General features: G+C 67.6%; 18 protein-coding genes and 1 pseudogene. 7 read left to right on the forward strand and 12 right to left on the reverse strand.

All coding sequences use genetic code 11. The features are described from left to right. Window positions 1–83 precede the first annotated feature (83 nt). On the reverse strand, window positions 84–596 hold the full coding sequence (locus ACEPPI_RS24320; protein WP_373917377.1) for a hypothetical protein: 513 nt from the start codon (window positions 594–596) through the stop codon (window positions 84–86). Next, a complete protein-coding gene (locus tag ACEPPI_RS24325; protein WP_373917378.1) occupies window positions 593–1,450 on the reverse strand; it encodes a TauD/TfdA family dioxygenase in 858 nt (285 codons plus the stop codon). Before ACEPPI_RS24325 ends, ACEPPI_RS24320 begins: the two co-directional genes overlap by 4 nt. Before the next feature lie 170 nt (window positions 1,451–1,620). Here ACEPPI_RS24325 and ACEPPI_RS24330 point away from each other — a divergent pair, with 170 nt between their 5' ends. Both ACEPPI_RS24330 and ACEPPI_RS24335 read left to right on the forward strand, forming a co-directional pair. Beyond that, window positions 1,621–2,061: an NUDIX domain-containing protein gene (locus ACEPPI_RS24330; RefSeq protein ID WP_373917379.1), complete on the forward strand. Its 441-nt coding sequence runs from the start codon at window positions 1,621–1,623 to the stop codon at window positions 2,059–2,061. Between the two features lie 6 nt (window positions 2,062–2,067). Then, window positions 2,068–3,246: a helix-turn-helix domain-containing protein gene (locus ACEPPI_RS24335; RefSeq protein ID WP_373917380.1), complete on the forward strand. Its 1,179-nt coding sequence runs from the start codon at window positions 2,068–2,070 to the stop codon at window positions 3,244–3,246. Window positions 3,247–3,646: 400 nt separating this feature from the next. Here ACEPPI_RS24335 and ACEPPI_RS24340 read toward each other — a convergent pair whose 3' ends face one another. Both ACEPPI_RS24340 and ACEPPI_RS24345 read right to left on the reverse strand, forming a co-directional pair. Further along, window positions 3,647–3,976 carry a hypothetical protein gene (locus ACEPPI_RS24340; RefSeq protein WP_373917381.1) on the reverse strand — a complete coding sequence of 110 codons (330 nt, stop codon included), beginning with the start codon at window positions 3,974–3,976 and terminating at the stop codon, window positions 3,647–3,649. Between the two features lie 135 nt (window positions 3,977–4,111). Continuing rightward, entirely contained in the window at window positions 4,112–5,356 is a 1,245-nt protein-coding gene (locus tag ACEPPI_RS24345) for a helix-turn-helix domain-containing protein (protein WP_373917382.1), read from the reverse strand. A gap of 315 nt (window positions 5,357–5,671) precedes the next feature. Here ACEPPI_RS24345 and ACEPPI_RS24350 point away from each other — a divergent pair, with 315 nt between their 5' ends. After that, complete coding sequence (locus tag ACEPPI_RS24350) at window positions 5,672–5,866, forward strand: hypothetical protein (RefSeq protein ID WP_373917383.1); 195 nt, start codon at window positions 5,672–5,674, stop codon at window positions 5,864–5,866. Here the strand turns inward: ACEPPI_RS24350 and ACEPPI_RS24355 are convergent. Continuing rightward, complete coding sequence (locus ACEPPI_RS24355) at window positions 5,860–6,339, reverse strand: PPC domain-containing DNA-binding protein (protein ID WP_373917384.1); 480 nt, start codon at window positions 6,337–6,339, stop codon at window positions 5,860–5,862. The two genes, ACEPPI_RS24350 and ACEPPI_RS24355, sit on opposite strands and share 7 nt — an antisense overlap. A 31-nt stretch (window positions 6,340–6,370) precedes the next feature. Further along, window positions 6,371–6,676 (reverse strand): hypothetical protein, encoded by a 306-nt coding sequence (locus ACEPPI_RS24360; RefSeq protein WP_373917385.1) that lies wholly within the window; start codon window positions 6,674–6,676, stop codon window positions 6,371–6,373. 242 nt (window positions 6,677–6,918) lie between these two features. Here ACEPPI_RS24360 and ACEPPI_RS24365 point away from each other — a divergent pair, with 242 nt between their 5' ends. Further along, window positions 6,919–7,335 (forward strand): NUDIX domain-containing protein, encoded by a 417-nt coding sequence (locus ACEPPI_RS24365; RefSeq protein ID WP_373917386.1) that lies wholly within the window; start codon window positions 6,919–6,921, stop codon window positions 7,333–7,335. Window positions 7,336–7,747: 412 nt separating this feature from the next. Here the strand turns inward: ACEPPI_RS24365 and ACEPPI_RS24370 are convergent, their stop codons facing one another. Continuing rightward, window positions 7,748–8,212, reverse strand: a complete 465-nt coding sequence (locus ACEPPI_RS24370; protein ID WP_373917387.1) for an NUDIX domain-containing protein — start codon at window positions 8,210–8,212, stop codon at window positions 7,748–7,750. Between the two features lie 300 nt (window positions 8,213–8,512). Then, a pseudogene (locus tag ACEPPI_RS24375) lies at window positions 8,513–8,701 on the reverse strand (IS982 family transposase); the annotation flags it as partial. A 173-nt stretch (window positions 8,702–8,874) separates the two neighbouring features. On the opposite strand from ACEPPI_RS24375, the gene ACEPPI_RS24380 reads away from it, so the two are divergent. Continuing rightward, the gene (locus ACEPPI_RS24380) at window positions 8,875–9,264 is read left to right on the forward strand and encodes a hypothetical protein (RefSeq protein ID WP_373917388.1); all 390 of its coding nucleotides are present in this window, start codon (window positions 8,875–8,877) and stop codon (window positions 9,262–9,264) included. 818 nt (window positions 9,265–10,082) lie between these two features. Here ACEPPI_RS24380 and ACEPPI_RS24385 read toward each other — a convergent pair. From ACEPPI_RS24385 to ACEPPI_RS24395, 3 genes are read right to left on the reverse strand one after another with little or no spacing between them, the layout of a single operon-like run. Further along, window positions 10,083–12,809, reverse strand: a complete 2,727-nt coding sequence (locus ACEPPI_RS24385; protein WP_373917389.1) for an RNaseH domain-containing protein — start codon at window positions 12,807–12,809, stop codon at window positions 10,083–10,085. Between the two features lie 13 nt (window positions 12,810–12,822). Then, the gene (locus ACEPPI_RS24390) at window positions 12,823–16,137 is read right to left on the reverse strand and encodes a hypothetical protein (protein ID WP_373917390.1); all 3,315 of its coding nucleotides are present in this window, start codon (window positions 16,135–16,137) and stop codon (window positions 12,823–12,825) included. Beyond that, on the reverse strand, window positions 16,127–17,293 hold the full coding sequence (locus ACEPPI_RS24395) for a hypothetical protein (RefSeq protein WP_373917391.1): 1,167 nt from the start codon (window positions 17,291–17,293) through the stop codon (window positions 16,127–16,129). The genes ACEPPI_RS24390 and ACEPPI_RS24395 overlap by 11 nt, the downstream gene beginning before the upstream one ends. 190 nt (window positions 17,294–17,483) lie before the next feature. On the opposite strand from ACEPPI_RS24395, the gene ACEPPI_RS24400 reads away from it, so the two are divergent. Beyond that, on the forward strand, window positions 17,484–18,308 hold the full coding sequence (locus ACEPPI_RS24400; protein WP_373917392.1) for a hypothetical protein: 825 nt from the start codon (window positions 17,484–17,486) through the stop codon (window positions 18,306–18,308). A gap of 187 nt (window positions 18,309–18,495) precedes the next feature. On the opposite strand, the gene ACEPPI_RS24405 is transcribed toward ACEPPI_RS24400, so the two are convergent. Next, window positions 18,496–18,717 carry a hypothetical protein gene (locus ACEPPI_RS24405; protein WP_283454507.1) on the reverse strand — a complete coding sequence of 74 codons (222 nt, stop codon included), beginning with the start codon at window positions 18,715–18,717 and terminating at the stop codon, window positions 18,496–18,498. Between the two features lie 95 nt (window positions 18,718–18,812). Between ACEPPI_RS24405 and ACEPPI_RS24410 the strand changes: the two genes are divergently transcribed. Then, window positions 18,813–19,544: an HAD family hydrolase gene (locus tag ACEPPI_RS24410; RefSeq protein ID WP_373917393.1), complete on the forward strand. Its 732-nt coding sequence runs from the start codon at window positions 18,813–18,815 to the stop codon at window positions 19,542–19,544. Window positions 19,545–19,723: the final 179 nt, after the last annotated feature.

A 19,723-nucleotide genomic window follows, 5' to 3' on the forward strand; every position in this document is an offset into this window, starting at 1 on the left:
ACGGCGGGCAGGAGAAGTCGAAGGACGGGACATGGCTCTCCGTAGGTGGCTTGGTCGGCGCCGGACGCAGAGATGCGTCTTGGTCAGGGCGACGAGCCGCCGAACAGCCGCAGGGCGGCGCGAAGGCAGGGTTCGATCTCGGTCCCGGCAGGAAGAGCAGACGGCTCCTCGGCCCGGGCGCTCCATGGAGGCGTGTCCCACCGCCTGCGAGGCGAGGGCGGCAGGACGAGTCGTCCGCCGGGGCCGGAGTCGACCGAGACGCCCGCCATCGCGGTGAGCGCTTCACCGCTTCCGGCCCGGACGAGGAAGACGGCCTGGTCATGTCCGTCAGTCAGGCAGGGCACTAGGTCGAGGTCCTGGCGGCCGAGCAGCACCAGCGTGTCCACGCCGACCGGGTACGACACGGTGACGGCGTCGAAGGCGGAGCACGTGGTGCTCAACTCCGCGCCGGTGTTGCCCCGCAGTTCGGCCGTGGCTCGCTCCGCGGAGACCAACGTGGCGTCGACGATCAGGGGCCAGCCCAGTACTCGTTCGTACGCAGCGATGACGGCGCCCGTGTCACGCGTCTTCGGAGGCCACTGCGTCACCGCGCTCACCGGACTTCCCAGCCTTCGGCGGAGGCCGCGCCGGGGCCGGAGTTTCCGCATGCTCCTTGTGGCCCCGAAGTGGCGCCCGCCCGGTTCTCCGTCGCCGCGCTGCCGATGGAGAAGCCGTTGTGGAGCGGGAACGAGGGCGTGCCCAGAGCGCGTACGCAAAGACGGGGGCCTAGGAACGCGGCACGGGCATGGAGGTAGCGCTCATTGTCGATGACGTAGCCCTGTCCGGGCTGCAAGGCGAAGGCATTCTCGTTGGCCGCGATGGCCTTGCGGAGGGCCGGTAGGAAGCGGCTCACGAGCGGACTGAACTGGCCGAGCTCGTCCTGTCGGAACCGGATGGAGATCCGGCCACCGCCATGCGGTGTGAAGATCCTGGACGGATGTCCGCCGCCGTCTCCGTAGAAGGCGGTGCCGCGGAGGCTCATGGCCTCTATCGCCGCCGGGACGGTCGCGGCCAAGTCCTCAAGGGCGGCGCGCCCGTCGGTCAGGAGCACCTCACCGCCCGACGCCGCCGGCCGCAGGCAGACCAGGAGCATGAGCCGCGGCGGCCTCGGGACGCTGGAGCGCTCCGTGTGGGCGTTCAGCTCGCCGCTGCCCAGCCCGGCGAGACCCGGCTGCCGCGAGGCCAGTCCGATGTTCTGGATCGTGGTGAGGCCGTCTGGGTCGCTGTCGGGGTGCGGCATCAACGTCATGATCCGCTGGGCGAAGTCGAGAACGGCCTGCCGGGAGGTGAGCCCGTCCAGCATGACGACACCGCGGGCAGCTACCTGCCTGGCGATTTTGCGGTCGGCTCCCTCTGCCTGCTGATCGACGTAGTGGGACCCGAACCTTGCCGTACGTGCACGCGTCAGCATTGATGCGCTCCTCTGCGAATTGCCACGATCCGACCAGGGTCCGAACACCTAGGCATCGCCGTAAAGCGACAGACTGTCGACTCGGACATTCCGGGCAACTGCTCCGGTGATCGGCGACCGCCTGCTACGTTCCGAAGTGCCGGTCCACCCACCACATCCCGGGAAGCCTCATGCCAAACCAACCGTCGTTGTGGCCGGTCTCGGTCAAGGCCGTCGCTCTCGACCACCAAGGACGAGTTGTCCTGGTGCACAACGAGCGCAATGAGTGGGAACTGCCCGGCGGCCGACTGGAGATCGGTCCCCCCACCGGCTCGAACCCCGCGGATCGCGGCCCTGAAGAGACGGTGGAGCGGGAGCTGAAGGAGGAGACCGGCTGGATCGTCAAGGCCGGAACACTTCTCGACACCTGGGTCTACGAGCCGGTCCCCGGCCGCCGCGTCCTGATCATCACTTACGACTGCACGGTCCTCACCCCGGAGGCCGCCCCGATCGTGAGCGACGAGCACTCCCGGATCGGCCTCTTCGCCGAGCGCGAGGTAGCCGGCCTGACAATGCCGGACGGGTACAAGCGGTCCATCGCCGCCGTGTACGCGGCGCGTGCCGCGAAGTAGACAGCGATGACACAATCCGGCGCCGACAGCGCCACTGTGCGCCCATCGGCCCGGCACGCCGCCTGGCACTGGGCCACCCCCGAAGCCCAGGACGTTCTCGCCACCCGCGACCTCGCGCCCATCCTTCGCTTCCACCGTCGCGTGCATGGCCAGAGCCAAACGGAGACCGGCGAACTCATCGGCTACGACAAGACGTACGTCTCCGCAATCGAACTCGGCAAGCGCCGGCTCACCGATGTGACTGCCCTGCGGCACATCGCCGACCAGCTCGCCCTGCCACCGCATGTCCTGGGCGTCACAGATCCCGCGGACACCGACTTCCGTGCACTCATACAGTTCGGTCTCTCCACCGTGCGTCTCGCCGAGATCGCGCGACAAGCAGGACATGCCTCGGAAGCGGTCGCCGAACTCTGGCCGCTCGTGGCCCGACTGGAAGCCCGCGACCGAGACGGACACACCGAGCGCGAAGCCCTCCGCCTCCTGGCCGCCGCGCGGCTCGGTCTCGGCACAGCGCTCGGAAACGTCCTCCCCGAGGAGCGCCTCGCCACCGCCGCGCACTGGACCGGCAAGAGTCTCGACGTCGTGACCTTCTTCAACGAGCCTGCCCTGACCACCACCGCGCTGCGTATGCACGGTAATGAATTGCGGAAGGCAGGACTCGTCGGAGCCGCGGTCAACCGGCTCGTCCGAGCAGCGTCCCTCGCCCCCAACCCCACGAGCCGCGCGGCCGTCCTCCCGCTCCTCGCCCGGGCTGCCGGCGTCTTCGGCAACGCCCCCCTCTTCGACCGTGCAGTCCAGGAGACGAAGGCGTTGCTCGATGAAGTCGACCACACAAGTCTCGTTAACCCCGTGGCCCTGTACGAGATCGAGCTTCGCGGTCTGATCGGCACCGGCCGCACCCGCGCAGCCATACTGCGCGCCGAACAAGCAGCGCCCGCAGCGACCACCACCGTCGCACCCCAGTGGCGCGTCATCGAGCTCATCACGACCGGGCGCGTCCGGCTTCTCGCCGGTGACACAAAGGGTGCCGCCGAACTGCTCGTCGCGGCGGTGCATGAGGCTCGAGCCCAACGGCTCCCCCACCAGCTCCAGCGAGTATTGCGTGCTGCCGGAGAGACCCTGCCCGCCGTCAAGGATGCCGCCAGCCAGGCTTTGACCCGGCTCCGCACCGAGATGGCCGCGTAACTTCTCCTCCACGGCCTGCACCTCCGGACCCTTTCTGCTTTGGAACCGCCTGCGACCGACGCGGATAAGGGGCAAAGCGCAGATCAGGCGTGGCCCGCTGCGGGCGGCCATCAGCCCTGCTCCTGCTTTGCAGTGTCCGCGGCCTGGGATCGCCCGACGACCTCACGCCAGTAGGGAAGGAGTCTCTGGGCAGGAGGAAGGGGGACATTGAGTACAGGAGGGGTGTCCCACCGGACACCGTGCGAAGGGGGGAGGGCGATCCAGGCTTCGCTGCCGGACCGGACGACAGCGGCAGGCCCCGCCAGGAGGATTCCCGTCTTCGGAGCGGTCAGCAGTGTCGCAACGAACGGGTCCATGGTGAGACAGGGCACATGGATTCCGCCTGCATCCAGCGCCATCATCAGACCAAGGCCAAGGTGGTGCGGAATGTCACGGCATCGAAGGCCGTGCACGCAGCGATAATCCCGGCGCCGGGGATGTTCGCGAAGGCCGGACGCACCGCGCCCAGTTCGAGTCCGTCTACGGTCGAGGCGGCGGGGTGCGCACCGGGAACGTCACACGAGAATTTGTCGCAGGTGCAGCCGGCGCGCTTGCGAAAGCGGTGCCCCGGTGCGACAGACCATCGGAGTTCGCGGACGTAGACGATGGCGCACTCGACGGTGTCCCGGCCGTGCAAGGCATGGGCGAACTCACCACCAGTGGTACTCGACTCGTCGCCTTGTGTGAACATGGCATGAGGGTGGTCCCCCGACGGGAAGGCGGCCCCCAGAATTCCTGGGAGCCGCCAACTGGCATATGCCAAAGCCGCATGGGGCGTACTGGCAGGTTCGCTCCGGCCGGAGAGCCTCCGCCGAAGGATCCGCGCTCAGAAGGCCAGCGTCATGTTCCGCACAAGCCCTGACAGCGCCGCAGCTTGGGTTGGTACACCCTTTCGAACCATCTCGTGTACGAGAGCGCGGGCCATGGGGTGGGCGTAGACGTAGTGCGGCGCCCGCGTTGCTGCCTGACGCAGCGTCGCAACTGCGGCTGGCGTCCTGCCCATCTGGTGCAACGCCCGTGCCTCGTCAATCCGGAAGTGGGTGATGCGCTCCCGGGACGGCACCCCTGACAGGTTCGCGTCCTTGACGAACGCGAGGCCCTTGGCCGGTTCGTCGACCTCCACGCCGACCTCCGCAGCGTGAACCTGCACGTTGGCACGGCCAAATGCGGTCTGGAATTCGAGGTCCGCGAAGTTCTCCGGAAGCCTCCCGGCGATCTCGAGTGCTCGTTTCCCGTGAGCCCAGGCGTCGTCAGCGCGTCCCGATCTTGCGCACGCGACTGCGGTCCGCAGAACCAGAGCTCCTTGAAGGGCGAGCGCGCCTTGCCCACCAGCCTCGGCTAGGGGTTCGAGGTCGTCCAGGGCCGCCTTGGCGATGGCTTCCGTCTCTCGGGTGTCCCCCTGGTGGAGCATCGCTCCGCACCTGTCCCAAGCGACGGCAGCCTTAGCAATCGGATCGCCGAGCTGTGTTGCGGCTCCAGCCGCTACCTCGGCGGCCACCCATGCTAGATCCGGGTAGCCGAGCTGATTGAGGGTCTGGCGCGCATTGCGGGCTGCGTCGACGAGCAGGCGCAGGGCGAGCTCCCGCTGCGGCCCCCGGTCGTGGAGAAGAATGGTCGCGCTCAGATCCTCGAGAAGCCCTGGCAGAACCGCGGCAGCACTGGGTAGCGAGGCCCCCTGCCGGGCGCGGTTGGCCGCCATGGCCTGGGACTGCATACGGTCGAACTCGGTGCTCACAACCGGCGGAACCAGCCCCGGGTGTCCAGACAGGATGAGCCCGGCTCGGCGCAGGACCGTTCGCAGGGGGCGGATGTAGCTGTGCGCGGCTGCTCCGTCCTCACCTCGAAGTCGGTACGGCTGGCCGAGGAGCCAAACGACATCAACTTCGCATACGTCAGCGATCGCCGAGATGACCGAGTACCGGTCGAGGCCCAGCCGCCCCGCTTCAAGGTCTTCAATCCAGCTCTGGGACCGGCTCACGAGGCCGGCAAGTTCCGGTTGCGTCAGTCCCGCGGCGATCCGCGCCACACGGACGCGCTGACCGATGTGCTCTTGAGCCTGGTCATGCATCATGGACTCCGTTCTGAACTTCGACATTCAGGACGGTACCCGCGCCGCAGGGCGCCGGGTAGCGCGAGGGCCCCGCAGCCGCACAGCTGGGGGGCCTTCTGTTTGGACTCTCAAGGCAGTTGCCAGAACTTCTGGGGGTGATGAGCCCCTGGTGTCTCACTTCGGTGCGTTCGCTCGGTCCGGAGGTTCCGGCCCCTGGCGCCCTTGTGCCGTGGATTTCGGCGCACGGGCCGAAATCGGGATGGGGCGGTCCGGTCATGTCCGGGGCCGCCGGATGGTTCAGGACTGGTCGCGGTACCAGGTGAGGAACTGCTCGGCGTGGGCCTGGTCGAGGAGAACCGTCAGTCCGCCGTCGCCGTCCCGGTCCTGGAGGACCCCGGTGCCCGGGCCGTCCTGCGTGGTGGAGCCGGGCCAGCGGGCGATCAGGGCATGCAGGATCTCGGTCGCCTGTCCTTCGGTGGCAAGTTTGAGGACGACGGTCAGTTCCTCGTCGTCGATGCCCAGCCTCAGTGACCTGTGCCGAAGCCGAGAAGCGGAACGTCGTACAGTTCCGCGGCCCGACGGCGCGTCAGCCCGGGACTGTTCCCGCTTCCGAGCACCTCGACGATGGGGATTTCGCAGATGAACTGCACGGTTGCGCCGAGTAGGTGAGAGACCCGTCCATCGGCGGAGTCCCCCTTGAGGCCGGCGGCGACGTGAATGTGGGGAGCCAGACAGTCCTGTTCGGTGTCCCAGGCCAGGGTTCCACCCCCGAGCGCTTCGAGGGTCTCTACGGTGATCTGCTCCCAGAGGGGGGCTTCGGGGTTGGCCAGTGGTTTGCAGGATCCGACCAGCCGGGCTGAGCTGAAGCCTCCGACGAAGGACGGGATGAAGCCCGCGCGGATGCCCTGCTCCGAGCAGAATGCGGTGAGGCTGGTGAAGAAGTCTTCTCCGTGGTCGAGCGCGAGCATGAAGGTTCTGCCGGTGTCGATTCTGGTGGAGCGCATGCTGTGTTCGATCCTTCTCTGGTCGTGGGGATCAGTGGCGGTCGCTGACAGCCTTCGCGATCTCGGCGCGCGAAGAGCCCGCGGCGAGGTGGGCACCGAGAAGCAGGCGGACTTTGTACGAATCGAGCGTGCCACAGGTGCTACTCAGGACAGGCCCGGTTCCGATTCGGGAGGAGAGGACGACCGGCATGGTCTCGGCCAGTGCCTGAAGGCGGGCGCACCAGGTCTGCGGCACGTGGCCAGCGCCGAACGCGGCGATCACCAGCCCGTCGATCCGTCCGTCGAGGCCTTGGAGGAGGAGGCCGTCGTTGCCTAGCGTGGCGGTGACGAGCTCCATGCGGGGGAGGGAACCGGACGGGTGGGGCACCACGGAGGCTGGTGCGAGCGAGTCTCGTACATGCGGTGTGGTGTTTCCTCCACCACGCGGGCGGAATCCATGGGCAGGAACGGCGACCATCCGGCGACCCGAGTGCCCAGTCCACTCGGCGGCGATCACCACTGCCGTGGTCGGTTGCGCGTCCACCGGTGTCCTCCCCGGACGGTGTCGCCAGGCGATAGCGTCAGCGGGTGCATACACGCGTGACGGGCATCGTCATCGAGGACGGCCAGATCCTGCTGCTGGACCAGGACACCGACGGCGATCGGTCGTGGAGCCTGCCCGGGGGCAAGGTCGAGCCTGGCGAGACCCTGGAAGAGGCCTTGAAGCGGGAGATGTTGGAGGAGACCGGCGCCGAGGTCGAGGTCGGCCGTCTGCTGTACGTCTGCGACCACACAGCCGCTCATGTCGTTCACATCACCTTCGAGGCACGCCGGGTCGGCGGGCAGATCGGGGCCGTCACGGAGGGCGCGGATACGCGTCCGATCCGGCAGGTCGAGTTCGTGAAGCTCGCTGAGCTGCCCGGCCTGGGGTTCAGCGCGAGGTTCATGACGCTGTGCCAGGACGGCTTTCCTGGGGCTGGCACGTACATGGGTCCCAAGGCGGCCATCGGGCTATGAGCCGCTGGTCAGCGAGGTGACCAGGAGGCGGTCCAGCTCGCCCAGGGGGCGGGCGGGGCCGTCGAGGTCGGCGACCCAGCGGTTGAGCCGGTGTGTGATCTCCCAGGCGCCGAGTGCGGTGTACGCGGGGGTGTCGGGTTCGCGGACGAAGCGGACGCCGACGTGTGCGCTGACGATCCGCGGTGGCTAGCTAGGCCGGTCAGGTATGCGCCGCCGGACTCCATCGCGCTCAGGGCCTCCTCGCCGACGAACGGGGCAGGTAAGGCCGTTGTTGGGCGGGCGGCGGCCGGGGCTGCGAACAGCCAGGACAGCGAGGTGGCTGTCTCGGTGAGGAATCAGCGGCGGTTCATGCGAGACATCGGAGTCCTCACGACGGGGAGACGGGACGGACGCTGAGCAGGAGTACCGACGATCAGCAGGTGCGGATCTGTGTGTCGAGCACCGCCATGATGGCCTCGACGTTGCCAGCAGCAAACTCGCCGAGCTGCGGAGGCATCAGCGCGATCTGCCGGATTGCCTCCCCGGTGAACGGGATCCGTACGACCTCGTAGCGGCCGCGCTCCGGTCTGGCGAACTCGGTGCCTGTCCGCGCGTTGATGTTCATGTGCTCCAGGCGCGCGGCGAAGATGTGCTGTACCCCCACGCCGCCCTCCAGGGGATCGGTGATGAGGTGGACCAGCTCCGCCTTGGCCAGCGTCCCGCCGAGCTCTTCGAAGACCTCCCGGTGCAGGGCGTCCTCGATGCTCGCGTCCTCCTCCTCGACCCCGCCGCCGACCGTCACCCAGTACGGGTCCTGGCCAGGCTTGGTCCGCTTGATCAGGACGAGTTCGTCGCCATCCAGCAGGATGGCCCTGGCACTGCGTTTGATGACGTGCATCCCGTGACTCCTCTTTCGATCGCTGGGCTGTTGCCGTCGCTGCTCTCCAGCGGCCCCTCCATCTGGAATGGGGGCCTCTGGCCGGGTGCCGGTCGCGCGGGTAAGCGGTGGGTGTTGGCGGCGAGGGCACTGCCAGGTTCAGGCTGTCAGTTCCCGGAGGCCGCAGGTGGCGGGGGCGAGATCGTGCCCGATGTACCACTCGGTCGAGAGGATCTTGTCCCGTACATGGGCCGGGAGTCCCGACTGCTTGTCCGAGTGGGACGCGGAGCTTCGAATGGACAACCGGCCGCTGCCCACCCTGACGCTTCGCATCAGACTGGCGGCCTTGCGCAGCCGCTGTTTGTGGCCGGGCTGCTGGGGCAGGTAGGGGAAGAGGTGGCGCAGGTGGGCACGGGCATGGCGGAGCCGTTTGGCCTCGGAGGTGAAGCCGAGTATGGCCTGCATCGTGGCGAGGGTGACCAGTTCGGCATCGCTCAGGCGGGGCGTAATGCCGACCGGCGGGCGCTACGGCGCCAGCCCGGGATGCTCCTTCAGGATGTCGTCGGTCGTCGCATAGAGTGCTGTCGCGAGGGTGTCCACGTCGTTCGTCACAAAACGATCTTGGACACCCTCGTTCTCGTCTCCGCAGGCAACCCCTTGGACCACACCACCAGGAGGAACCAGTGTCATACCCGCAACTGCTCACCCCCGAGGAGAAGCTCGCCGACGCGAAGAAGCAGCTGAGCCTCCCGCGTATCGTCGTGATCTGCGGCTCCACCCGCTTCATGACCGAGATGACCGAGGCCGATCTGCGGGAGACCAAAGCCGGAAAGATTGTCGTCAAACCGGGCTGTGACATGAAGTCGCCGCACGAACTTGGGTCCGATCCTGTCGAGGCCGAGGCGCTGAAGGTTCGACTCGACGATCTGCACCGAGCGAAGATCCGGCTCGCTGATGAGGTGCTCGTCGTCGGCGACTACATCGGAGACAGCACCCGAGCCGAAATCGCCTACGCCCGGTCGCTGGGCAAGCCCGTGCGGTTCACGCACCCCGAAGTCGACCCTGACGCCTGACCGCCCGCTGCCACCTCGACAACCACGGCCGGCAGCCCGCCGCCTGACCGTCTCGCGGTGGCTTCGGCCGCCGCCCACCCCACACCCTCCGCAGGCATCCCTTGGAATTGATCATCTAGTTGTTTGGGTCGTTGCGCGGGCCGCGTGGTAAGGCATTGGCCGTCGGTGCGGATCGCGATTGGTGGTGCGCGAGCGTGACGTCGTTGCCTTTGGGCGTCAGCCGGTAGGACCAGGGGCTGGCCTCCTCGATGAGGTGGAGGCCCTGAGGTCCGAGTCGCCGCGCCGCGGCGCGGCCGACGCTGTACTTGGCAAGCCCGTCGGGTCCAGCTTCAGCGATCTCTTGGAGAGTTTCGGCGATCCACTGCGGAAGAGTGGTGGGTTCTGTCCGCCGCTGCTCTTCGTTCGTCCGGGCGGCTGCACGTCCAGCTGAGGTGAGGCGGATCTGTGTTTGCGTGGGGTGTCCGGGGAGCGTGTCGACTCGGATCTCGCGGGTGCGGAGCAGGCCCCGTCGGCAGAGTGCGGCGAGTGTGGCTCCGGCCCCCGTGTCGCGCAGGCCTTGGGTGTCTAGGCGCTGTTGGCAGACGGTGGGACCGGCGCCCGGGTGCTTCGTGTCATAGGGGATCCAGCGCCAGGTGTCGGCTGGGTCCCGTTGCAGGCTTCGGTGCCACCGGCTGCGCTGCTCGTGTTCGGCCTCTTGGTCGAGCTTGTAGAAGACCGCCAGGTAGCTCCGCTGGCGGTCGTTGAGTTCTGACCAGTGTTGGTGGGCGGCGTGTGTCGTAGGGGCGCGGCCCGTGCGGGGGGCTTGGGGCGGCAAGGTGTCATCCGTCGTACTCGGTGATGGGTTCGACGAGGTAGTGCGGCAGGATGTGCTCGCTCACGGTGTGTGCGAGGTGAAGCACGGCAGGTAGTGCGAGTGGGTCGGAGAAGTGTGCTGCCTCGTATCGCTGCTGGTGCACGAAGGCGGCCCATGCAGCTGGGTCGTCGTCCTGGGCATGGCAAGCAACGAGGAGCTCCAGCAGCTGGGGGTTCCAGACGTCCGCGAGCGTGTCGTGCTTCACGCCGTAGATCTTGTTCTTCTCCTCGTCTTTGCCCGTGCAGCCCCAATGGGCTTCGATGCGTGAGCCCTTCGGGGAGCCGTTGCCGGCTGTGGCTGGCTTCTTGGACGTGCTGAAGAAGTGCCGGGGCCGGTGCGGGTCCGCCCAGAAATGAGAGCCGACCCCTACATCGCCGTCTTTGCCTCCCTCGGTGAAGCTGAAGTGCTGGCTGGTTTCGTCTCGCACGTTGGTGCGCAGCCGGATGTGGCGCAGTCCCTTGCGGCGGTCGGCGCGGACAGGGCTACCGGCGTCGAAGGCGAGGGAGTCCGCTGCCAGCTTGCCGTTGGTGAGGCCGGGGCAACTGGAGCGCAGGTTCTGCGCGAGAGTCAGCAGGGCGATAGGCGTGCCATCGCAGATCTCCTCGGTCACTTCTTGGAAGAATGCCTGAATCCGTTCGTGGGCGAGCCGCCGCTCGATGTCGAAGTCGGTCAGGGTGAGCAGACCTTGATGGAAGGGCATCCAGGCTTCGGCGTGGGGTAGACGGATCCGGGCGAAGGGCTCGTCAGGCGTGTGGGAGACAGCCAGGGGCAAGAGGGCACGGCTCTCCTTGTTGCGGCGTACTACCCACAGGCCCACGGTCGTCACGTCACCGAGGGGACTGGTCTTCGTGCCGGGTTCTGAGGGATGGGTAAGCAGCCCTGTCTGGCGGACGAGTAGGTCCATGACGGACTTGGCGGCGCGCTGGCGACGGGTCGCCGCGGTTTCCTGGCCGGGAAGGGGGCCTGTCGGCTTGGGCGGTGTGATGTTCTGGGCAAGTACACCGATGGAGGCCGCTGCCGCTTTGACCGCCTGCTTGGGGTCATGTTCCGCGCTGTTGTACGCGTCCGCGTCGGGCATCTCGATCAGAGCGAATCGCTGCCGGTTCGAGGGCTCCGGCAAGCGCAGCCGCTCGATGGTGCGGTCGCGGCGAGGGGCGGTGGCCTGGCGGACCCGGTCCGTGCGGTTCTTGATGGTGCTGTCGACCTGGAGTGCAGAGGCGATCTCGCCCACAGGCTGCGTCCCGATGATGACAGGGATGTCGCCTGTCTCCAGGGCGTACTCGTGCCGAGAGGGTTTGCCCTGGTCCTGCGGTGGGTGGGGCGCAGGCGTGCCGAACGCCGTGTACAGAGTGGTGAGCAGCTCGTCTCGCATGACAGTGGTGTCCCACAGCACTTCGACAGCGATGCCGTCAGGTACGGCTCGGGCGAGGGCAGGCTGATCGATACACAGCAGCTGATCTGCCGACGGTCGGGGCCGCACCGGGACGGGAACGCGGCGCAGTGGTTCCTCGGGCTTGGCAATGTCAGTGAGGGCGGTTGTGAGCTGTCGGAAGATCTGCCAGCGGTCGCGGGCTGAGGTGCCCTTGCCGACGGAGTGCTTGGCGTACTTGCCCAGCCCGTCACGGAAGGGCACGCCGGCGAGCGGTGGTTTGCCGTCGGTGGGCTTGAAGAAGGTGTAAGGTTCGGCGGCCAGTTCGGGTGCCGCGGGGAGGTAGCGGCGTGATGTATAGCGCGCCAGTGTGTCGGCGAGCACGTCATCCCACACCATCTTGCCCTCCTTCTTCCCCCTGGGCCCCGGCTGCCACTTCATTCGCGCCCGTCCGAAGGGACTGGTTGCGTTGGCCCAGGGGGATGGAGTGAACAAATAGGCGGTGATGGCGCGCTTTCCGTCCCAGACGTTGCTGCGTGCCCACCGCCGAATGCCGACACGGGCGTGCAGCAGGTTGTCCGAGCGCAGATCCAGAGCGTGGTTCTGTGCGGTCAGGCGCAGGGTGTATGACCACGGATACGCTGTCTTGTTCTCGCTCTCGTACGTGTACGGGGGCCATGAGATCAGTTCGGCGCCCTCATCGCTCACTACGCGCCGCCACCTCGAAATGCCGTACGTCTTAAGTTCCTTTGGAGCGCCGTTACTGTCCCACTCCCAGCCGGAGTGCTCGACCTGCCAGCCGCTGGCGACGAGCTGGGTGGCTACCAGGTTCGGCAGGATGCGGTACTCCACGTCACGGAGAACGTCGTCCTTCGGGACGTGCAGCTCACGGAGCTCGCTGCGAAGCTCGTCTGCCTTGAAACCGTCCAGGACTGAGGCAAGTTCCGTCAGGTCTACCGGTTCTGGGCGGCCGCGCAGGCGGGCCTTTTCATTCTTCGCGAGGGCGGCTACCACCAGCCCGCTGCGTACCAGTTCGACGATCAGGTCCGTATCCGGCTGCGGGCTGCCGTCCTGGTGGTTCCAGGCCAGCCACACCCTGCCCTGCCGTCCTGAGCTGTCGCCGACGAGCACGTGGGGAAGCAGCGCGGCGATACCGGTGGTCACGGCCCACAGCGGTAGACCGTGCCATTCATCTTCTTCGTCGTTGCCCCGGTCACGGCGGAAGACCCGCTTGTGTAGTTCCCGTGCCCAGAGCTGGGGGAAGTCGTAGGCGCGATATGTACCGAGAGGTTGGCTCTCGGTGGGCTTCAGGATGAGGGACATGCGCTGGAGGCGGTCATACATCGCCACGGTATTGCTCCAAGAGGTTGTGCAGGCCGTGCTTGAGCGGGAGGTAGAGGGGGGTGGCGATCTCGGCATGCGGCCCCGACATCGCCTCCTCCAGAGCCCGGTACATGCCCAGGAGGATGCTGTCATCGCTGCGCGGAGCGAAGGCTCCGTCGCAGAAGTAGATCCGGGCCCGGGCCGCGCCACGGAGCATGCGGCCGGCGATCTGGTTGAGCGGAGGGATGTTCGTCCAGTCCATCGCACGCCGCTCAAGCGCTCCGGTGAGGGCGTAGCGCACCGGTTCTTCCAGCCGGTCCGCCCACCGGCGGTGGGCGATGCGCTGAAACATCTCTGCACGCTCTCCCAGCGTCGCGTCCGGCAAGCCCGCGGACGGCATCCCATTGCGGATCTCCTCCACACCCCACCGGTTCATGGACTCGATGTGGTAGCCGAGGTCCTCGGGATGCAGATGCGGGCGCACCAGATACAGGGCCGCTCCGAGCGCGGCGACGTGATCGTCGTTGAGGATGTTGTGGCCGCGCTCGATGGCAAGCATGGGCGTGATCAGGATCCAGACATCCTGGTGGCTGGCGAGCGTGGACACCCTGCTGCGGGCGAGCGAGCCGTGGTCCCAGTGATGGGTGCCCCGGTCGTCGTCCGGAACCATGTGCATGATCTGGCCCGCCCACTCGGGCCGCAGTTCCACCAGCTTGCGGTGCGCCAGCTTCGCTTCCTGGTAGTTCCCTACCAGGAGCAGCAGCCGGTGACGGCCGGGTTCAAGGTCGTCCCTGATTCGTTCAAGCGTGCTGGGCCGCACTCCGCGCGGGCCGGGCTGGGCCGTGCAGAAGTCGACGAGGATGTCGGAGAGGGCGGCGGTGCGTTTGTCGCCGAGCTTTCCTGAGACCTTGCGCTCGTAGGAGCGGCCGTCGGGACCCTTGCTGATAGAGGGCAGGTAGAAGCACTCGATGCGCTGGTCGACGGGGACGGCTTCGGCGGCGTGGGAGGTAAGAATGCCGGCCACCGGCACCTGGACGTCGTAGCGCGGAGAGGTCCCCGCCCAGCTGGTCGCCGACAGCAGCAGCACCCCAGGGCGAGGCTGCCCGTCAGCCGAGCCGCCGAACAGATGCGGAAGGCTGAGCAGCAACCACCGGCCGATCCCACTGCAGCGGAAGAAGCTGAGCGTGCCCAACTGGTCAGTAGGCGCGTGCTCATCTTCCCGGTACTGGAAGCCCAGCAAGTTCCCCATGGGGCTCTCGGGCACCAGCGGCAGATACTCGGCCGGCGGGCGGTGCACCAAGCTGGAGGACATGCCTTCCGCGCCAGTCTCGCTCTCCACCTCCCAGCTGTACCGGGTCAGGTGGTCGAGCTGCTTGGCCAACAGGGCGACCGTCATGGCGACCTGGAAACGAATGGCCAGACGACGGCGTGGCTCGCCGTCGGCGACGATGACGTCGCAGTCCTGGCACAGCCAGTCCATCAGCTGCTGCGTGATGTGGCCGGTGTCGTCGTATCCACGAGCAGAGATCTCGCTCAGGGCAGCGACCCTAGGGTCACTGCCCTGGTAGAGCCCACCAGGGTCGGTCAGCCACTGACGCAGAACCGACCGCCACCGGGCGAACAGCTCCTCGTCGACCTTCCAGCGCGGCCGCCCTTCGGCGCCCTCCGCCTCCTTCGGCGGCCGCCTGGAAATCTCGACGGCAAGCTGCACACCCAATCGCCACTCGTTGAAGTAGCCCTCGCGCAGCCATTCCCGCACGTGCCGATGCTCTCCCAGCAAGGCTCGGAGGCGGGCTACGAGCATGCCGGCGGAGTTGATCGAGATCGACCACTGGCGGACCGTCGAACTGGTCGTGAGATGCTTGCCATGGTTGGCCCGGTTGTGCTGCTCGAACAGCGGACGGACCTCATCGAGGTACGCGTCCTTGCCAGGGCCTGCCAGCGTCTGGGACGGGCTGAAGATCTCGTCCAGCTGGATCTGCACGCGATCCGCCTCGTCGAAGGCGAAGACGTCACTGCGTTCATGAGCCAGCTCAAGGTACCGCTTCGACTCGTCGGTCAACTGCGCCGGCACACGGCAGTGCAGCAGGCTCGGTGCCGTGGCCACCCAGATCGGGGCATCGACCAGCGCGCGTGCCGCCTCGTGCCGCCCGCACGCGTAGAACAGCGGGCACGCACACCGTCCCCGAATGGCCCTCTCCTTCGACGTGGCCTGGTCATCCTGGACAAGCTCCAGCCGCCCGAAGCACGGCGCGTCCCCCAGGGCCAACGGGGCCGTAAGGTCCGGCAGCGTCCCTTGCATCGGGCAGGCCGTCGACACCCAACGAAGCCGATCGTCCCGCAGCAGCTCCACTCCGACCGTCGTCGGGTCCGGTGGCCGGTGCAGCTGGCGCAGATGCTGACCGCGCGTCGACGCGCCGAGGATCGGGGCCGCCGAGCTTGGTGCATAGCGGTTCAGGTCGCCCACCATGTTCAGCATTGCGATCACGTCGCCCAGCACCAGCGTCATCGTGTACCGGTGCCCGGCCGCCCACACGGCCAGCACAGTCAGCAACGTGGTCTTGCCGACCGCCGGCATACCCACCAGGTGCAGTACGTCCTCGATGTGCAGCCGTCGCGCCGGCCGAAGGCCACGAGGCCCGCGAAGATGCAGTTGAAGGTCCCGGATCCGTCCGTACCAATTGCAGTGGCGTCCCGCTGCCGCATCCACCGCGTCCATCTTCCTGGCGGTCGCCAGCAGGGAGGCCCAGTTGAACTTCATCTGCCGTCGACGGCGCAGGCCAGCGTGGCCTGCGCATGGGGAGGGCACGAGCCACCTGGGAAGACGCACGCGGTGCCGGGTGCCATCCGCACTGAACGTGTACGTGGTCTCCGGCTCCGCCAGCCGTACCGGCTCGCGCCTGTGCTCTGGGGCACGGGCCAGCGCCTCGGCGTACGCCGCGAGCCGCTCCCATCCGTCGGACAATTCACGCTGCACCGGCGGACAACCGGAATCCTTGACGATGAAAAGCCGCAGATGCTCTGGAAACTCCCCATACGCTTCGAGGGCCTCGTACCAGTCCTGATCCTTTTTGAGCTCCCCGATCAGCCAGCGCACCGAACTGTTCATCGCCGGAGCGCCGCCCTCGCCAGGCCTGAAGTCGAACCCCTTCAGCAGAGCCCACACATCCCGAGCGGCAGCCTGAGGAGCCCAGACCGATAGCGCGTACAGGCCGAACTCCACGGTCAGCGCACGTCGCAGCTCTGCCTCGCTCGCACCGGCTTCCTGCGCGGCCTTCCCCAGCCGCTTCACCAGCTTCCGCCGCCACTCGGAACGATCACGGGCCACAGGTGACCACCCCAGATGCGCCGAGGTCAGGGCACTGCTGGATCAAGTCCTCGATGGTGATGGCCTGGACGTGAGGTTGGGCCTGGAGAGCCGTGCTGTGCTTGCGCAGGATGCGCAAGTACTCCTGCCTGCCTCGCGTCCGATCCTGCGGAACCGCCACGAACCCCTTGTCGTAGGCGTACGGGTGGTTCCCGGACCACTCCGGAAACTTCTTGATCTTCCGGGCGAGGAGGAAGGGATTCCTCCAGTCCTTCACGTCCACACCGATCGCGAAGCCACCCGGCCAGGTCGCCACGGTGTCCAGCGCGTCGTACCCCGGCGAGACCACGACCCGAGCCCCACGCGCCGCCAGCCCCTCGGCGAGCCGCAGCTCTGCCTGGCCAGGCAGAGCGATATAGCCTACGAGGTCCCCCCGCAGGCGGTACGCCCCCTCCGCATCCCTCATGCTGGGAATGGAACCGTAGCGGTGCCCGGCACACCGCCAGCTCGGACACACCCATCCTTCACCACCGTCCCGCGACATCCACTGGCGGCACCTCGGGCACACCGCGATCCAGCCATCAACCGTGCCTTCGGAAGGGACTGGCTCGTACGACTCGTCGAGCCACACCGCCCAGGACGGAACGTCAAGGAACCGGTTGCGCTGCCGAATCATCTCTGGGGCCGACAAGACCGACTTCTTGGTCAGCAGCATCCGCCAGTGCGCATACAACTCGGGCCGGCCCAGCGCCCTGGCCACGTCCTTCACGTGATTTACCAGTGCGCTCTCATGAACATCGGCCACCAAGTCACGGGTCGCACGCACCCACTCCCGGCAGAACTCACTCGGGACACCATCGATCAGTAGCAACTCGCCGTCGGCCTGGGCATCCGGATCGAACACGAGAGGCCAGTCCCGCATCGGCCTCCCAGCGCACCACGAACAGACAAGATCCGCGACCCCCACCGGCGCCTCCAGCCCCTGCCGGGCACAAGCCACTGCAAGCCGATCCAGCCCAAGCTGCAGCCGGTCGTCGTACGGACGGCGCCGATCGACCTGCCCCCACCAGCCCGAGAGGCTGCTCAACCCGGAAGCCACGAGGCTGAGCAGCACCTCCGACTCCCGCTCGGGGCTGTTGCGGCCCGAGTAACCAGGAAGGGATTCCAAAATTGACACAGCGGCACGTTAGAAGGAGGTCGCGGGCCAGGGTGAATGCAGGACCGATACTCTCCAGCGGGATCCACCCATTTGGCCGCCAGCCGCGAATCTCAAACCCCCACCAGGCGCGCGATCTGCTGACCGCTATCTCCTATGTCGGCGGATACCGGCGGGCCGTGGCCGCCGGCTGGTCGGGCTGTTCGCGGGCATGTACTACGCGGGCCTGCGCCCGGAGGAGACGATCGCGGTGGCGCTGCCAGACTGCCGCCTGCCGAGGAACGGCTGGGGGCGGCTGATCGTGCACCGCACCCTGCCGCAGGCAGGCAAGCCGTGGACCGACACTGGGCGTTATCACGACGGACGCGAACTGAAGAACCGCCCGCCCGGCGAGACTCGCGTGGTGCCGCCCCCACCGCAGCTGGTGACACTCCGGCACGAGAGCGTCACCACGTTCGGCACGGCCGACGACGGCCGGCTGTTCTTCAGCGAACGCGGCGGCATCCTCAGCTACACCGCCTACCACTATGTGTGGCGCGAGGCCCGCGCTCTGGCGCTGTCTCCGGCTCTCGCGGCCACTCCGCTCGCCAAGCGCCCGTACCCACCCGTAACGGGCGCTTCAGGGGCGCGGTCATCCCAGAAGGCTGCGCGGTCAGCGCCGGCCGCCGCCGATGCGGCGATCGTCGGCCAGTGCGGTAAGCGGGCCGAACTCGCGGGCAAGCTGGTTCCACGTCAGAACCTCGCCACAGCGGGCCGGGAACTCCTTCGGGTTGAACTCGGGCATGGTCCAGGTGCCAGTGCCCCGGTCCCGCAGCCACAGGTCCCCGTCACCGTCGACCACAGTCGGCGGGACCGAAAGGGGCTCGGCCTGATCGGTGGGCTCCCAGGTGACCCGGCCCGGGTGGGAAACGCGGCGCAGCTCGGTGGTGGCCAGCCGCGCGGCCAAGTCACGGGTGGACTCTTCGGCGTCCTTGACCGACGCGAGTCGAAATGCGTCGTCAAGTACGGGCAGGGCTGGATTCTTGCTGCGCTTTGAACTCATACGCTGACTACCTCCGGTGGGGGGCGTCACATCCGTTATGGCACCCCGTAGAGGAACACGGTATCCGAGGCGGGAGCCGGGCCGGCTACGACCACTGTCCAGGTGGAGGCGCTGGCACACGGGGCGGTGGGGCTAGGTGGTGAGCTGGTCCTGGACGTGGCGCAACCCGTGGTGGCAGCGCTCAGATATGGCGGTCCGGGTCTGAGAAGGTGAGGCCGCCGGGGGCGAGCGGACGTCGGGCCGGGGCGGGTGCGGGCTCGGGCTCGGTCTCGCCGGGCGGCTGGCGGAAGTCGGCGCCCTGCTCGACCGGCATCAGCCGGCGCCCACCCGCCTGGGCGGGTACGGGAGCGTCGGAAGCGGGCTCGGAGAAGGCGGGCAGCGAGAGCGGTCGACGGTCGGTCATGATCCCTAGTCTCCCAGGTCCGGCCCTTCGGGTAGGGCCGGGCCGCTATCAGCGGAACGACCGTGCCACTCTCGTGACGGTGCAAGGAGCTGAACGTGACCGAGGCCCAGCAGGTGCTCGTGCTGTGGGACATCGACCGCACGTTGCTGTATGTCGGGGACATCGACCGGCAGGTCTACCGCGAGACCTTCGCCGAGGTCGTCGGCCGCCCGGCGGAACACCTCCCGGCCCGCGGCACCGGCGTCACCATGCCGCTGGCGATCCGATCGCTCCTTGTCGATAACGGAGTGCCGGAAGCCGAGGTCGACGGTCTGCTGCCGCGCATGGTGGATCTCCTGCCGGTCCACCTCGCAGCACATGCGGAGGATCTGCGCGCACAGGGCGTCCTCATGCCAGGAGCCGCCGCCGCGCTGCGAGCGGTGCACGATCACCCCGGCTTGATTCCGACCGCCGTGACCGGGAACCTCAAGCCGAACGCCGTGCTCAAGCTCGCAGCCTTCGACATCGACGGCCTCCTCGACACCGAGATCGGCGGATTCGCCTCCGACGACCCCCACCGCCCGGCGCTCGTCGCTATCGCCCAGAAGCGCGCCCAGGCCAAGTACGGAACAGTCTTCACTCGCTCGAACACAGTGATCATCGGTGACTCCCTGGAGGACGTCCGAACTGGCCTCGAAGGCGGCGTCCCTGTTATCGGCATCGCATCAGGTAAGACCACGGCAGCCGAGCTGAATTCGGCCGGGGCCGATCTCGTACTCGCCTCCCTCAAGGATGTCGCACGGGTTCTGGCGGCAATCTCCACGCTGACGGCTGCGAGCGCCAGCTAGCTGGCGAAGCTCTCCGACCCGTGAGAGGAGTTGAGTCTTCGTCGCTGCAAGCCCATCGTGACGAGGTGGGGTCTGATGCAGGTTCGGGTGACAGGTTGAGTCACGCGGCCTGGAGGGCCGGTGTGGTCATGACGGTCTCGAATTCGACGGGGGTCAGTCGGCCGAGGGCAGCTTGCCGG

Origin of the sequence: Streptomyces sp. AB3(2024) (assembly GCF_041862025.1) — a bacterium.
GTDB lineage: Bacteria > Actinomycetota > Actinomycetes > Streptomycetales > Streptomycetaceae > Streptomyces.

Coding starts and splice junctions, on each gene's coding strand:
- ACEPPI_RS24325 (WP_373917378.1), bottom strand. CDS start 1,450: ATGCTGACGCGTGCACGTACGGCAAGGTTCGGGTCCCACTACGTCGAT.
- ACEPPI_RS24330 (WP_373917379.1), top strand. CDS start 1,621: ATGCCAAACCAACCGTCGTTGTGGCCGGTCTCGGTCAAGGCCGTCGCT.
- ACEPPI_RS24335 (WP_373917380.1), top strand. CDS start 2,068: ATGACACAATCCGGCGCCGACAGCGCCACTGTGCGCCCATCGGCCCGG.
- ACEPPI_RS24340 (WP_373917381.1), bottom strand. CDS start 3,976: ATGTTCACACAAGGCGACGAGTCGAGTACCACTGGTGGTGAGTTCGCC.
- ACEPPI_RS24345 (WP_373917382.1), bottom strand. CDS start 5,356: ATGATGCATGACCAGGCTCAAGAGCACATCGGTCAGCGCGTCCGTGTG.
- ACEPPI_RS24355 (WP_373917384.1), bottom strand. CDS start 6,339: ATGCGCTCCACCAGAATCGACACCGGCAGAACCTTCATGCTCGCGCTC.
- ACEPPI_RS24360 (WP_373917385.1), bottom strand. CDS start 6,676: ATGGAGCTCGTCACCGCCACGCTAGGCAACGACGGCCTCCTCCTCCAA.
- ACEPPI_RS24370 (WP_373917387.1), bottom strand. CDS start 8,212: ATGCACGTCATCAAACGCAGTGCCAGGGCCATCCTGCTGGATGGCGAC.
- ACEPPI_RS24385 (WP_373917389.1), bottom strand. CDS start 12,809: ATGTCCCTCATCCTGAAGCCCACCGAGAGCCAACCTCTCGGTACATAT.
- ACEPPI_RS24400 (WP_373917392.1), top strand. CDS start 17,484: ATGTACTACGCGGGCCTGCGCCCGGAGGAGACGATCGCGGTGGCGCTG.
- ACEPPI_RS24405 (WP_283454507.1), bottom strand. CDS start 18,717: ATGACCGACCGTCGACCGCTCTCGCTGCCCGCCTTCTCCGAGCCCGCT.